The following is a 14,647-nucleotide window of genomic DNA, read 5'->3' as shown; positions in this document are numbered from 1 at the left end:
ACCATGCGCCGCAGCATCCAGCCCCAGGTCGGCGCCAGCGCGGCGAACTGCAGGGCCAGCCAGGCGGCGGCCGGGAATCGGTCGATGCGGATGCCCCAATCCACGATGCGTGGATGGCGGTGGGCAAGCGTTGCCAGGGACATGAGGTCGTGCTCCCGCATCAGGCCGTGAAACGGCGTGCATCGTGGCGGCGCGCGCGGCGGCGCAGCATCGCCAGCACCGACAGCACGACCGCGATGGCGCCCAGCGTCTCGGGCTCGGGCGTGCTCGGCACCTCGGCGCCGAGCGCGCCGCCGTCCACGGCGGTATCGCTGACGCCCTGCGGCATCGGCAGCGGCTGGTTCACGCTCGCGCTGTCCTGCGGCGCGGCATTGCGCACCACCTTGTCGACCGCGATGAAGCTGGTGTACTGGGTCAGCAGGCCGTACTTGAGGCCGAGCTCGGTGATGCGGTCCTTGAAGGCCGCGCTGCCTTCGAGCGCTTCCTGGTCGCTCAGGCTCTGGATGCGATGGCGCGCCCACAGCGTGCGCAGCGCGGCCGTGTCCTGGCGCGTGCGCGCATCGATGCGCACTTCCCGGCGGTACGGGCCTTCGGCGCCCTGGCCCTCGACGATCACGCGCCCGCGCGCTTCGCCGCGCCACTTGCCGAACACGATCACCGGCCGTTCGCCCAGCACGTCGGGCAGCGCCTGCGGTTCCACGTCGTACACGTCGAGCCCGCCGAAGGTGGCCTTGACGCTGGTCAGCACCGGCGACTCGACCATGCGGCGAAAGCGCGCGGCCTGTTCGGGCGCCTGCGCTGGGTCGGTGATGATGAAGGGCTCGCCCATGCCGGCGCGCGCGATGCCTTCCATCAGGCTGCGGTTGACCGAGGAGCCGATGCCGAAGGCGAACACGTTGGCCTTCGACAGGTTGTTGCGCACCAGCTCGAAGGCCTCGCGCTCGACCGTCACGTAGCCGTCGGTCACCACCACCACGGTGCGCGAGACCTTCTCGTCCTTCGGCTCGGCATACACGCGCTTGAGTGCCGGGATCAGCTCGGTGCTGCCGCCGCCCTCGAAGTTCTTGATGGTGGCCAGCGCCTGTTCGATGTTGGCGCGGGTCGCGGGCACCGAGGCCGGCGACAGCATCTTGTTGCTGCCCGAGAACAGCAGCACGTTGAAGGTGTCGCTGGGGCGCAGGCCGCCGATCAGGCGCTCGAGCACCACCTTCGCTGTATCGAGCGGAAAGCCGTGCATCGAGCCCGAGATGTCGACCAGGAAGATGTAGTCGCGCGGCGAGATGGCGCTGGCGGCCACGGCCTTGGGCGGCTCGACCATCGCGAGGAAGAAGTTCTCGGCGTTCTCGCCCTGGCCCTTGTAGAGCATCAGGCCCGACTCGATCTTCTCGCCCGCGAGGCGGTAGTCGAGCACGAAGTCGCGGTTGTCGGCCGGGCGGCCGTCGGCGGCCAGCACGATGTCGGCATGGCGGTCCTCGTCGCTCTTCTTCACGTCGATCGCGTGCGTCGCCGAGCGGATCTCCTTCAGGCCCATCGGCGTGTCGATGCTGGCCTTGAGCCGAAAGGTGGTGCCGGCCGCGACGCCCGCGCGCAGCGTCGGCTGGCCGACCCAGGGCGCCTGCGCGTTCGAGGACTGCGGGCTGTTGTAGCGCGGGCCCACCACGGTGGGGAACACGAATGCGTAGTTGCCCGACTGCGGCACCAGCAGCTCGCTGTAGCGCAGCTCCACCTTCACGTCGTCGCCCGGCAGGATGTTGGCCACGTTCATCTGGAACACGTTCGGCAGGTGCTGCTCGAGCAGCGCGGCGGTCTTGCCCTCGCGCTTGGCGGTGTCGTATTCGATCTTCGCCTGCTGCTTCTCGCGGATCTGCGCGGTGATCAGGCGGTCGCCCAGGCGCACGTTGAGGCCGCTCACGGCCGCCTGGGTCGAGCCCGGGAACACGTACTTGGCCTCGATGGGCCGCTGGCCCTCGTTGCGATAAGTCTGGGTCACCGTCACGTCGGCGATCACGCCCGAGATCTTCACCGAGACCTCGGTGCCCTTGAGCGGCAGCCGGTCGATCGAGGGATCGTCGCTCTTCACGAAGAAGTACGGGCTCTCGGTCTTCAGGCGCGGCCCGGCTGCTTCCTGCGCATGCACGGGATTCAGGCTCAACGCGACGAAGCCCGCGACCGCGAGGCTCAGCGTCGCCAGCCAGAGCCAGCGGCCGGGTCGGTGGGTGGAGGGGGTGTGCATGTCGGGTCCTCTTCTCTGTGTATCGGATGGCCCGCACTGTCGCCAGCCCCCGAGAAGGCAATGGGAAGGCTTCTTGAAGTCCGCCGCGCTGTGTGAAGTCCGCGTGAAGTCGCCGCGCCGCCTCGCTTCACACGGGCTTCGGATCGCACGGCGAGCATCCGGTCCGTCGTCAACGAGGAGAGAAAACATGCTTCAACTGCTGAAGGATTCGATGCTGGCCAAGGTGGGTGGGCTGCTGCTCTTGGTGCTGCTGCTGTGCATTCCGCTGGCCGAGATCGACCGCATCAACAACGAGCGCGGCGACAGCCAGCGCGAGGCCGCCGCCGAACTCGCCGCCACCTACGCGGGCCCGCAGACCGTGGTCGGTCCGCTGCTGCTGGTGCCCTACGTCGAGCGCTGGATGGAGCCGCTGCGCGACGCGCAGGGCAAGGTGATCGGCCAGGAGGCGCGCAGCAAGGAGATGGCGCACGTGGTGTTCCCCGACAAGCTGCACATCGAGGGATCGATGACGCCGCAGCAGCGCTACCGCGGCATCTTCAAGATCCCGTTCTACACGCTCGACGCCACCCTGTCGGGCGGCTTCGCGGCCTTCAACCCCGAGGCGGTCGCGCACAGCGAGCCCGATTCGAAGATCGAATTCAAGGCCCCGCTGGTGGCCTTCAACGTGAGCGACCTGCGCGGCCTCGACGGTTCGCCCGCGTTGACGATGAACGGCGCCGAACTGCGGCTGCGCCAGCGCGTGCCCGGCCTGCCCGACGACTCCTGGTTCGCCAACGGCATCCACGCGCCGCTCGGCGGCGCGGCCCTGGCCGCCTGGCAGTCGCGCGCCGCGCTGCCCTTCGAGATGAAGCTCTCGCTGGTCGGCCAGGACACCCTGTCGATGGTGCCGATCGCGGAAGAAACCAGCGCGCACCTGAAGTCGCCCTGGGCCCATCCGAGCTTCGGCGGCCGCTTCCTCGCGGCCAAGCGCGAGGTCACGCCGCAGGGCTTCGATGCGCACTGGCGCGTGTCCTCGCTCGTGAGCTCGGCGCGCGAACAGGTGCGTGTCGACCTGGCGGGCCGCGCCGACGCGACGGCGGCCTCGGCCAACGGCAATGTGCGCGCCGGCCCGCAGCCCTTCAACCCGCAGAGCTTCGACGTCTCGCTCGCGCAGCCGATCAACGTCTATTCGATGAGCACCCGCGCGGGCAAGTACGGCGCGCTCTTCATCGGCCTGGTGCTGATGGCCGCCTTCATGTTCGAGCTGTTCCGCAAGCTGCGGCTGCACCCGGTGCAGTACGGCCTGGTGGGCCTGTCGATCGCGATCTTCTTCCTGCTGCTGCTGGCACTGTCGGAGAAGCTGGCCTTCTGGCTCGCCTATGCGGGCGCGGCCGGCGCGAGCGTGCTGCTGCTGGGCATCTACTTCGCCGCGGTGCTCGGCAGCTGGAAGCGCGGCGCCGGTTTCGCGGGCTTCGTCGCGGTGCTCTACGGTGCGCTCTATGGGCTGCTGGCCTCCGAGAGCAATGCGCTGCTACTCGGCGCGCTACTGATCTTCGGCATGCTCTCGACGCTGATGCTGATGACGCGCAAGGTCGACTGGTATGCGCTGTCGCGCCGGCCCGAAGCCGCGCCGGCGGCCCTCGTCGATCCGGCATGAAAGCGCTGCGCGTCGCGCTCGGTGCCCTGGGCTGGCTGGCACTGGCCGTCCTCTGCTGCTGGGCCTGGCACCTGAAGGATCCGCACCTGCGCTTCCTGCGCGCCTGGGAGGTGCCGCTGCTGCTCGCGCTCGCGGGCGGCGGCGTGGCGATCGTCTGGCGCTTCGCGCGCCGATCGCTGCGGCCGATGCTGCTCGGGCTGCTGTGCGCGGTGATGCTCTGCAGCGGGGCCGACGAACTCTCGAGCCGCCAGCGCCGCGCGGAAGTGCTCGCCGCATCGGACGCGCAGGCACGCAGGCTCGGCGCGCACTTCATCGTCGGTTACGAGAACGCCGAGATGCCGATGCTGCGCGAGCTCGCGCGCCACGGCGCGATCGGCGGCATCTTCGTGACCGGCCGCAACGTCAGGGGCCGCAGCGCGACGCAACTGCGCGAGGAGATCTCGAGCCTGCAGGACTTGCGCACGGCGGCCGGCTTGCCGCCGCTGATCGTCGCCACCGACCAGGAAGGCGGCGCGGTGTCGCGGCTCTCGCCGCTGATCGAACGCCAGCCCTCGCTGGCCACCCTGATCGATGCCGACGTGCCCGAGAACGAACTCGCGCAGCGCGCCCGTGCCTACGGAGAGCAGCAGGGCAGGGCGCTCGCCGCGCTGGGCATCACGCTCAACTTCAGCCCGGTGGTCGACCTGCGCACCGGCCGCGCCCCGGGCCGCTGGGACCTGCACACCCGCATCGACGAACGCGCGATCTCGGCCGACCCGGCCCTGGTCGCCGAGGTGGCGCGGGCCTACGAACAGGGCCTCGAAGCGGCCGGCGTGCAAGGCACGCTCAAGCACTTCCCGGGACTGGCCGGCGTGGCCGAGGACACGCACCATGCGGCCGGTTTTTTGCGCACGCCCGCGGTCCGACTTGCAACACATGACTGGAAACCGTTTCAAGAGGTGTCGGCTTCGACACAAGCGGCTGTCATGCTCGCCCATGTGATCGTTCCAGAACTCGACCCCGACCATCCGGCATCGTTCTCGCGCAAAATCGTGCAGTCCGTGATTCGCGACGCGTGGGGCCACGACGGCCTGCTCGTCACCGACGATCTCACGATGGGTGCAGCCTACGACCGGGGCCTGTGCAACGCCACGGTGCGTGCGCTGAATGCCGGCGTGGACCTGCTGCTGGTCGCCTACGACCACGACAAGTACTTCGACGCGATGCACTGCGCGCGGCAGGCCGAGGGCCGCGGCGCCATCGACGCCGCCATGCTGGCCGCGAGCGCATCGCGGCTGGCCCGGAACCCGCGCCTGCGCGGACTCTCTCAATAGCAGGACCTCCCTCATGTTCAATCCCTTCAAGCCCCGCTCACCCGACGCCCCCGAACCACCGCGCTGGCAGCGCATCGCCGTCTGGAGCGCCATCGTCGCGGGCTCGGGCGTGCTGGTGCTCGCGGTCGCGGGCGCCGTCGCCATCGCCCTGATCTCGCCGCGCCTGCCCGACAGCTCCGAACTCGCCGACTACCGGCCCAAGCAACCGCTGCGCGTGTTTTCTTCCGACGGCGAGCTGCTCGGCGAATTCGGCGAGGAGCGCCGCAACCTTACGCCCTTCGCGGCGATCCCCAAGGTCATGAAGGACGCGGTGCTCGCGGTCGAAGACGCGCGCTTCTACGACCACGGCGGCGTCGACTACAAGGGCTTCCTGCGCGCGGCGGTGGCCAGCCTCAAGGGCGGACGCAAGCAGGGCGCCTCCACCATCACGATGCAGGTGGCGCGCAACGTCTACCTGAGCTCCGAGCGCACGCTGAGCCGCAAGGCCTACGAGATCCTGCTGTCGCTGCGGCTCGAGCAGCAGCTGAGCAAGGACCAGATCCTCGAGATCTACATGAACCAGATCTACCTCGGCAACCGTGCCTACGGTTTCGCCGCGGCATCGGATGCCTACTTCGGCAAGCCGCTGGCCAACATCACGATCGCCGAGGCCGCGATGCTCGCGGGCCTGCCGAAGGCGCCGGGCACCAACAACCCGGTGGCCAATCCGCGCCGCGCCCGCGCGCGCCAGCTCTACGTGATCGACCGCATGCAGGAGACCGGCTTCATCACCGCCGAGCAGGCGGCCGAGGCCAAGAAGGAGGAACTGCACCTGCGCGATGCCGCCGACCCGAACCGGCTGCACGCCGAGTTCGTGGCCGAGACGGTGCGCCAGATGATGCATTCGCAGTACGGCGACAGCATCTACACCAGCGGCATGAAGGTCTACACCTCGCTGGTGGCGGCCGACCAGTCGGCGGCCTACCGCTCGCTGCGCCGCGGCATCATGGACTACGAGCGTCGCCAGCCCTACCGCGGCCCCGAGAAGTTCGTCGACCTGCCCGACGATCCGAAGGAGGTCGACGAAGCGGTCGACGACGCGCTGGCCGAGCATCCCGACAACGGCGACGTGATCGCGGCCGTGGTGCTCGATGCCTCGCCCAAGCAGGTCAGCGCGGTGCGCGCGAACGGCGAGGCGATCGAGATCACGGGCGAAGGCCTGCGCCCCGCGCAGTCGGGCCTGGCGGCTAAGGCGCAGCCCAACATCAAGATCCGCCGCGGCGCGGTGATCCGCGTGGCGCGCACGGCCAAGAACAACTGGGAGATCACGCAACTGCCCGAGGTCGAGGGCGCCTTCATCGGAATGGACCCGCGCACCGGCGCGATCAAGGCGCTGGTCGGCGGCTTCGACTACAGCAAGAACAAGTTCAACCACGTGACGCAGGCCTGGCGCCAGCCCGGTTCGAGCTTCAAGCCCTTCATCTACTCGGCCGCGCTCGAGAAGGGCTTCACGCCCGCCACCGTGGTGAACGACGCGCCGCTGTACTTCGAGCCCGGTGCCAACGGCGGCCAGCCCTGGGAACCGAAGAACTTCGACGGCGGTTTCGAAGGCCCGATGCCGCTGCGCACCGCGCTGATGAAATCGAAGAACCTGGTGACGATCCGCGTGCTGCAGTCGATCGGCACCGACTACGCGCAGGACTGGATCACGCGCTTCGGCTTCGACAAGGACAAGCATCCGGCCAACCTGCCAATGGCGCTCGGCGCAGGCTCGGTCACGCCGCTGCAGATGGCCGCCGGCTATTCGGTGTTCGCCAACGGCGGCTACCGCGTCAACCCCTACCTCGTGACGCGCGTGACCGATGCCAAGGACAAGGTGCTGATGGAAACCGAGCCGCCGGCGCTCGACGAAAGCAACCGCGCGATCCCCGCGCGCAACGCCTACCTGATGGACTCGCTGCTGCAGAGCGTGGTGCGCAACGGCACCGGCTTCAAGGCCTACCAGGCGCTCAAGCGCGACGACCTGTTCGGCAAGACCGGCACCACCAACGACTCCTTCGACACCTGGTTCGCGGGCTTCCAGCCCACCATGGTCGGCGTGACCTGGATCGGCTACGACACGCCGCGCCAGCTCGGCGTGCGCGGCGAGACCGGCGGCAGCCTGAGCCTGCCGATCTGGACCGGCTACATGCAGACCGCGCTGCGCGGCGTGCCGGTGACGCAGCTGCCCGAGCCGCCCGGCCTGGTGCACGTGGACGGCGAGCTCTACTTCGACGACTACGCGCCGGGCCGCGGTGTCGCGAGCCTGGGCCTCGAGCCCGAGGCCGCGCCGCAGCCGGTCGAGGTGCTGACCGGCGTGCCGATCGGCGCGCCGCCGCCGCCCGAGGAGCGCAACCGCATCCTGGACTTCTTCCGCTAGGGACGCGGGCGGCACGGGCCGCGCCGGGGTCTCTACACTCGGCGCACACCCTTTCTTCCCGCCCGCCCGTTCCCAAGTCCATGGAAATCCTCACCCTGGTGGCGCTGATCGCCATCGGCGCCTACCTCCTCAAGTCCCACGACCAGCGCCGGCGCATCGCGCTGCTGGCTCGCCACCTGGGCAACTACCAGATCGAGAAGCTGATGGAAAACCTCACCGAGGGCTACCTGCGCTGCCTCGGCGAGGACGATCCCGAGCGGCGCCAGCAGGTCTGGGGCGTGCTCGACGCGACCGAGGCGCGGCTCGCGGCCCAATTCGCCAATTTCGCGGCCGAGTTCGCACGCGTCGATGCCGCGCAGACGCGCGTGAGCACCTCCCCGCTGGCGACGCTGCCTTACGCGCACCTGCTGTTTCCGCGCGAGACCTTCGACCTGCGCGCGGCCTTCGCGATCCATGCGCGCGGCATCAACGAGGTGATGCACAACCGCGCCGGCCGCAGTCCCAAGGACAAGGCCTACACGCTGTCGGCCGAGCTGTTCCTGATGCAGCACACCTGCCACTGGTTCTGCAAATCGAAGATGGTGGCCTCGGCGCGCATGCTGGCGCGCCACAAGACCCCGTACGAGCAGCTGATCGCCTCGGTCAGCGAAGGCACGCGGCGCGACTACCTCGCGCTGATCGGGCGCCAGTAGCAGCTCAGGGCGACAGCAGCGGCAGCGTGAGCGTGGCCACCGCGCCGCCGCGCGTCGCATTGCCGAGTTCGATGCGGCCGTGGTGCAGCGCGGCGATCTCCTTGACGAAGGCCAGGCCCAGCCCGGTGCTCTTCTTCTGGCTGTGCGGCCGCGCCAGCGAATAGAACTTCTGGAAGACCTTTTCCTGCGCGTAGTCGGGAATGCCCGGCCCGCGGTCGCGCACGCTCACGCGTGCCAGCCGCGAGGTGGTCTCCAGCGTCATGCGCACCTCGCTGCCGGTCGGCGAGAAATCGATCGCGTTGTCGAGCAGGTTGCTGACGGCGCGCCGCAGCAGGAAGGGATCGCCCTCGACCGAGGCCTCGGCCCGGATGTCCACGTGCACGCGGATGTTGCGCTGGGCCGCGGCACTCCGCGCGCTGATCGCGATGTCGTCGATCAACGAGGCCAGCGCCACCGGCTGCGTGCGCTCGAGCGCGCGCCGGGTCTCGAGCGCGGTCAGCTCCATCATGCGGTCGACGATCTCCTGGATGCGCTGGGTCTCGCGCGCGATGTTGGCGAGGAAGCGCTCGCGCTCCTCGTGCGGCATCGAGGGTTCCTGCAGCAGCTCGGCCGCGCCGCGGATCGCCGACAGCGGGCTCTTCACCTCGTGGGTGAAGGTCTGCACGTAGTCGGCGACGTAGTTGCGGCCGGTCAGCGTGTCGCGCATCTCGCTGAAGCCGCTGCGCACCGCGTCGACCGCGCGCCGCGCCATGCGCCGCAGGCTGAGGCTGCGCTGCGCGCGCACCCAGCCCCAGTAGTCGCGGATCAGCCCGAAGGGCCGCACCAGCCAGACCGAGACGATCACCGCGAGCAGCAGCAGCGCCAGCGCCGAGCCCACGCCGACCCAGATCGTGCGCGCCCGCGCGTCCTCCACGAACTGGCCGAAGCTCTGCACCGGCTTGCCCACGCTGACCATGCCGACGATCTCGTTGTTCCAGCGGATCGGCGCGCCCACGTACATCACCGAGGTGCGCGGATCGACGTCGACGTCGCGCGAGGTGCGCGCGCCGTAGAGCCCGGCCAGCGTGCGGCTCACGTCGCTCCATTTCGAATAGTCGGCGCCCAGGTGCCGGCCGAGCGAATCGAACATCACGCGGCCACCGCGGTCGGTCACGTAGACGCGCAGCTCGACCCGGCTCTTGTGCAGGTTGTAGATCTGGGCCGAGAACTCGCGCGCATAGAGCGTGCGGAACAGCGGCTCGAGCCGCGCCGTGTTGATGGCCCCCGCGATCACGTCCTGCTCGACCAGGCTGGCCACCAGTTGCGAGGTCTCGACCAGCGATTCCTCGGCCGATTCGCGGTAGCGCGGATCGATGTCGGAGACGACGCGGTACAGCAGGAAGGCGATGCCGGCCGTGTAGATCAGCAGGATGCCGATGAAGATGCGCGTGCGCCGGGTCACGAGATCCTGGCGGGCAGTTCTTCGTTGAGTGCGTAGCCGGTGCCGCGCAGCGTGCGGATCGGCTCGACCTCGGGCGCGATCGCCTTGAGCTTGGCGCGCAGGGTCTTGATGTGGGCATCGACGGTGCGGTCGAAACTCTCGCTGGCGTCGTCCCAGACGAGTTCGAGCAATTCGTCGCGCGTGAACACGCGCCCCGGGCGTTGCACCAGCAGGCGCAGCAGACCGTATTCGTAGCGCGAGAGTTCGAGCAGCCGGCCGTAGTAGCGGATCTGCATGCGCTCCTGGTCGAGCACGAAGGGCTGGCTGGGTACTGGAGGGGTCTGGCGCGCCGCAGGCGCCGCCTGGGGCGCTCCGGCATGGGGGACCCCCTGTTCGGAGGTTCCGGGGCTTCCTGGCGTTCCTGAGGGCCCGGGCGCGCCCCGCGCGCTGCGCCGAAGAATGGTGCGCACGCGCGCCACCAGTTCGCGCGGCGAGAACGGCTTGGCGACGTAGTCGTCGGCGCCGAGCTCCAGTCCCACCACGCGGTCGATCTCGTCGCTGCGCGCCGTGAGGAACAGCATCGGCACCTCCGGTCCGCCCATGGCCTGGTTCAGCGTGCGCAGCCGCTTGAACAGCTCGAAGCCGTTCATGTCGGGCAATCCCACATCCAGTATCGCCAGCGCCGGCGCCTCCTGCGCGAACTGCGCCAACGCGTCTTCCGCGGTGGCGCACCAGACCGGCGTGAAGCCGTCGCTCTTGAGCACGTACTGGAGGGTGTCGGCGATGCCCGATTCGTCCTCGGCGATCAGGATCCGCGGTTTGAAGCTCATCCAGCGATGGTAGCGAGCGCCACGGGGCGGGCGCCAGCCACGCCGACGGCGTTGCAACGAGGCGCGGCCTTCGGACTTTTTTTCGGGCGCGACCTTTGGTCTCTCTCTATTTCTTATTCTTCTTATTCAAATTAGTAGTAGTAGATAAGGGTCCGCCCCTTCTGTGGACAGGCCGCTTTTTTCGTTATGTGACAAGCACTTGTCATACAGCGGTCACTGTGCGCAGCCGTGCTTTTGTGCTGTCGCGTCCAAAGGGACAACCTGGCGCATCCGTCCGGCGCTGTGGATAACCACCTGCTTGTGCCAGAACTCTCCCCAGAGTTGTCCTTTGACAGCCCTCCGGAAATCTGCGAAAGGCGTTTTTCGGGTGAGGAAATTCATTGCCTATTTTTTAAGCGGTCTGTAGATTCCCCATAAAAATCAATAACTTGCCGCGCCCCTACAAAGTAGTTCTGTGGTTATCCACAGAGTTGCACCCGCTTTGTGGGGAGAACGCGCGGCGGAACCTTCCCCCGGTCTTCCGACCGAACTTCGTCCTTCACCTTGTGGAAATTCCAGCCGTGACACCTTCCGAAACCCAGGCCATCGTGACCCTCAGCCTGCTGGCCGCCTTCGTCGACGGCGAAAAGCACGAACGCGAGCGCGCGGAAATCAAGCGCATCGCCGAAGGGCTGTCGCAGACCGACGGCCTGAACCTGCCGACGCTCTACCAGGACGTGCTGATGAAGCGTGTCTCGCTGCCGTCGGTGGCGGCGCAGCTGCAGAGCACCGAGGCGAAGCAGCTCGCCTACGAGATGGCGGTGTGCGTGTGCGATGCCGACGGCGCGCAGTCGCAGGCCGAGCGGATGTTCCTGACCGACGTGCGCACCTCGCTCGGGCTCGATGCCTCGGCGGCGCAGTTCTCGAACCAGGCCGAGGAGATCGCGGCGGCCGGGGCGGTGGCCGGTGCCTCCGCTGGCGCCGTGGTGGCCGCGGCGCCGGTGCCGGCCGTCGCGGCGGGCGCGTCGCCGCTCACGCCCGACAGCGCCGAGCTCGACAAGTCGATCCTCAACGCCGCCATCCTCAACGGCGCGCTCGAGCTGCTGCCCGAGACGCTGTCGACCATGGCGATCATTCCGCTGCAGATGAAGCTGGTCTACCGCATCGGCAAGGCGCACGGCTACGAGCTCGACAGCGGCCACGTCAAGGATTTCATCGCCACCGTGGGCGTGGGCCTGACCTCGCAGTACCTCGAGCAGGCCGGGCGCAAGCTGCTGGGCGGGCTGCTCGGCAAGGTGGGCGGCGGCCTGCTGCGCGGCGTCGGCAAGCAGGCCGTGAGTTCGGGCATGAGCTTTGCCACCACCTATGCGCTGGGCCATGTCGCCAAGCGCTACTACGCGGGCGGCCGCACGCTGTCGACGCAGATGCTCAAGGACGCCTTCTCGGGCGTGGTGCAGGAAGGCCAGGGCCTGCAGTCGCGCTACCTGCCGGCGATCCAGGAGAAGGCCCGCACGCTCGATGCGGGCAAGGTGCTGTCGCTGGTCCGGGGCGCCTGAACCGTCAGGCGGTCTTCGACAGGTCGTCGAGGATCGGGCACTCGGGCCGCGCATCTCCGTGGCAGCAGTGCACCAGGTGGGCCAGGGTGCTGCGCATCGATTGCATGTCGGCGATGCGCTGCTCCAGTTCCTCGAGGTGCTTCTGCGCGATGCGCTTCACGCTCGAACTCGTGCGCCGGCGGTTGTGCCACAGGCCCACGAGCTCGGCGATCTCCTCCATCGAGAAGCCGAGGTCGCGCGAGCGCTTGATGAAGCGCAGCGTATGGATGTCGGCATCGCCGTACTGGCGGTAGCCGCTGTCGGTGCGCGCCACCGCGCTCAGCAGGCCCAGGCCCTCGTAGTGGCGCACCATGCGCGCGGACACGCCCGACAGCCGGGCGGCCTCGCCGATCGCCACGGGGCCGTGCGTGACCGGCACCGTCATTGAACCCGGTAGCCGGCGTTCTCGATCGCCGCCACCAGATCCTGGCGTGGCTGCTGGCTCAGCACGTCGACATGGCCGGTCTCGAGATCGACCGTGACCTGGGCCTCGGGGTCGACCGTCTGCACCGCGTTCTGCACGGCGTTCACGCAATGTCCGCAGCTCATGCCCGCGACCTGGAATTTCTGGCTCATCGTTTCTGCTCCTTCGTGGATGGAAAGGCGGGCGTTCGCCCGTTCGGAAACCGAAGTCTGAACCTTGCCACGATGTCAACGTCCAGTCCAGGGACTCTTTTTGCCGCGCTTGACCTTGCCATGGTGTGAAGCTTTAGCCTTCGCACCATGGAAAACGTACAAGAACGGCCGTTGCCGAATCTCACGCTCGACCTTTCGGTCGGCGGCATGACCTGCGCGTCCTGCGTGATGCGCGTGGAGCGCGCGCTCAAGGGCGTGCCCGGCGTCCAGGACGTCAGCGTGAACCTCGCGACCGAATCGGCGCGCGTGGTGGCGCAGGCGCAGGGTGGCGAGGACATCGATGCCCGGCTGCGCCGCGCGGTGCGCTCCGCCGGCTACGAGCCGCGCGCCGCGGCCGATGCGCAGGAGGAAGCCGCGGCGCTCTCGCCCTGGCACGGCTTCGGCCCGGTGGCGGTCGGCCTCGCGTTGTCGGCGCCGCTGATGCTGCCGATGGTCGGCGAGTTCTTCGGCCGCGACTGGATGCTCGACCCCTGGCTGCAGCTGCTGCTCGCGACGCCGGTGCAGTTCTGGCTCGGCGCGCGCTTCTACCGTGCGGGCTGGCATGCGGCGCGCGCGCTGACCGGCAACATGGACCTGCTGGTCGCGCTCGGCACCAGCGCCGCCTACGGACTCTCGCTGTGGCTCTGGTGGCGCTCGGCCACCGGCGAGCACGCGGGCCACGGGATGATGCCGCACCTGTACTTCGAGGCCTCGTCGGTGGTCATCACGCTGGTGCTGCTGGGCAAGTGGCTCGAGGCGCGCGCCAAGCGCCAGGCGACCTCGGCGATCCGCGCGCTGCAGCAGTTGCGGCCCGAGGTGGCGCACCTGGTCGGCCCGCGCGGCGAGAGCGACGTGCCGCTGGCCGAGGTGATGGTGGGCGACCGCCTCGCGGTGCGTCCCGGCGAACGCGTGCCGGCCGATGCGCGCGTGGTCGAGGGCGAATCGGAGGTCAACGAGTCGATGCTGACCGGCGAGCCGCTGCCCGTGCCGAAGGGACCTGGCGACCTGCTGACCGGCGGTGCCGTCAATGGCGACGGCCGGCTGGTGGTCGAAGTGCGCGCGGTCGGTGCCGAGAGCGTGCTCGCGCGCATCATCCGGCTGGTCGAGGATGCGCAGGCCGCGAAGGCGCCGATCCAGCGGCTGGTCGACAAGGTGGCGGCCATCTTCGTGCCGGTGGTGCTGGTGATCGCGCTGCTCACCTTCGGCGGCTGGATGCTGCTCGGCGGCGCCGACATCGAGACCGCGCTGATCCACGCGGTGGCGGTGCTGGTCATCGCCTGCCCCTGCGCGCTGGGCCTGGCCACGCCGGTGGCGGTGATGGCGGGCACGGGCGTGGCGGCACGGCGCGGCATTCTCATCAAGGACGCGCGTTCGCTCGAACTCGCGCACCGCGTCGACACGGTGGCCTTCGACAAGACCGGCACGCTGACGCTGGGCCGGCCGGTGCTGACCGCGCTCGTGCCCGTCGGGACCGTCGATGCCGATGCGCTGCTCGCCGTGGCCGCGAGCCTGCAGAGCGGCAGCGAACATCCGCTGGCGCGCGCCGTGCTCGTGGCCGCCGCCGACAGGAAACTGGCGGTGCCGGCGCTGCGTTCGATGCAGGCCATGCCGGGCCGCGGCGTGCGCGGCGAGATAGAGGGAGATGGCGAGGGCGAATTCGCCGGGGCCTGGGCCCTCGCGAGCCTGCGCTGGTGCCGCGAGCTCGATGCCGACGTCGATGCCGCCGAGGTCGACCGGTTGCAGGCACAGGGCGCCACGGTGTCGGCATTGCTGCGCTTCGATGCCGGCGGCGCGGCCGAGGCACTGGCCCTGCTGGCCTTTGCCGACGAGCCCAAGCCGCAGGCGGCCGAGACCGTCGCCGCGCTGCGTGCGCGCGGCCTGCGCGTGGTGATGATCTCGGGCGACAACCTGCGCGCCGCACGCGCCATGGCGGCGC

General features: G+C 69.2%; 11 protein-coding genes. 6 read left to right on the top strand and 5 right to left on the bottom strand.

The genetic code is table 11. From position 1 onward, the window contains the following. Positions 1 to 160 precede the first annotated feature (160 nt). Complete coding sequence (locus AC27VN_RS15175; RefSeq protein WP_490877046.1) at positions 161 to 2,233, bottom strand: VIT and vWA domain-containing protein; 2,073 nt, start codon at positions 2,231 to 2,233, stop codon at positions 161 to 163. A gap of 187 nt (positions 2,234 to 2,420) precedes the next feature. Here AC27VN_RS15175 and creD point away from each other — a divergent pair, with 187 nt between their 5' ends. From creD to AC27VN_RS15155, 4 genes are all read left to right on the top strand, one after another. Beyond that, on the top strand, positions 2,421 to 3,869 hold the full coding sequence (creD, locus tag AC27VN_RS15170) for a cell envelope integrity protein CreD (protein WP_490877045.1): 1,449 nt from the start codon (positions 2,421 to 2,423) through the stop codon (positions 3,867 to 3,869). Then, positions 3,866 to 5,182, top strand: a complete 1,317-nt coding sequence (locus AC27VN_RS15165; RefSeq protein WP_490877044.1) for a glycoside hydrolase family 3 N-terminal domain-containing protein — start codon at positions 3,866 to 3,868, stop codon at positions 5,180 to 5,182. The genes creD and AC27VN_RS15165 overlap by 4 nt, the downstream gene beginning before the upstream one ends. 13 nt (positions 5,183 to 5,195) lie before the next feature. Further along, positions 5,196 to 7,580, top strand: coding sequence for a penicillin-binding protein 1A (locus tag AC27VN_RS15160; RefSeq protein WP_490877043.1), 2,385 nt, complete (start codon positions 5,196 to 5,198; stop codon positions 7,578 to 7,580). An 80-nt stretch (positions 7,581 to 7,660) separates the two neighbouring features. Next, a complete protein-coding gene (locus tag AC27VN_RS15155; protein ID WP_398495205.1) occupies positions 7,661 to 8,272 on the top strand; it encodes a hypothetical protein in 612 nt (203 codons plus the stop codon). Between the two features lie 4 nt (positions 8,273 to 8,276). On the opposite strand, the gene creC is transcribed toward AC27VN_RS15155, so the two are convergent. Beyond that, entirely contained in the window at positions 8,277 to 9,713 is a 1,437-nt protein-coding gene (gene creC, locus AC27VN_RS15150; RefSeq protein WP_296788383.1) for a two-component system sensor histidine kinase CreC, read from the bottom strand. Then, complete coding sequence (locus tag AC27VN_RS15145) at positions 9,710 to 10,522, bottom strand: response regulator (protein ID WP_093343629.1); 813 nt, start codon at positions 10,520 to 10,522, stop codon at positions 9,710 to 9,712. Before AC27VN_RS15145 ends, creC begins: the two co-directional genes overlap by 4 nt. Positions 10,523 to 11,082: 560 nt before the next feature. Here AC27VN_RS15145 and AC27VN_RS15140 point away from each other — a divergent pair. Next, positions 11,083 to 12,057 carry a YcjF family protein gene (locus tag AC27VN_RS15140; protein ID WP_490877042.1) on the top strand — a complete coding sequence of 325 codons (975 nt, stop codon included), beginning with the start codon at positions 11,083 to 11,085 and terminating at the stop codon, positions 12,055 to 12,057. A gap of 4 nt (positions 12,058 to 12,061) precedes the next feature. Here the strand turns inward: AC27VN_RS15140 and cueR are convergent, their stop codons facing one another. Together cueR and AC27VN_RS15130 are read right to left on the bottom strand one after the other, a co-directional pair. Then, a complete protein-coding gene (cueR, locus tag AC27VN_RS15135) occupies positions 12,062 to 12,481 on the bottom strand; it encodes a Cu(I)-responsive transcriptional regulator (protein ID WP_093343632.1) in 420 nt (139 codons plus the stop codon). Beyond that, positions 12,478 to 12,672, bottom strand: coding sequence for a heavy-metal-associated domain-containing protein (locus tag AC27VN_RS15130; RefSeq protein WP_057591827.1), 195 nt, complete (start codon positions 12,670 to 12,672; stop codon positions 12,478 to 12,480). The genes cueR and AC27VN_RS15130 overlap by 4 nt, the downstream gene beginning before the upstream one ends. A gap of 147 nt (positions 12,673 to 12,819) precedes the next feature. On the opposite strand from AC27VN_RS15130, the gene AC27VN_RS15125 reads away from it, so the two are divergent. Further along, on the top strand, positions 12,820 to 14,647 hold a 1,828-nt coding region (locus AC27VN_RS15125; RefSeq protein WP_490877041.1), incomplete at its 3' end, for a heavy metal translocating P-type ATPase.

It is taken from the genome of Variovorax sp. 20P10.2.4 (assembly GCF_058244205.1).
Note: the sequence above shows the minus strand (reverse complement) of the source record. Positions and strands in the feature narration are given on the sequence as shown.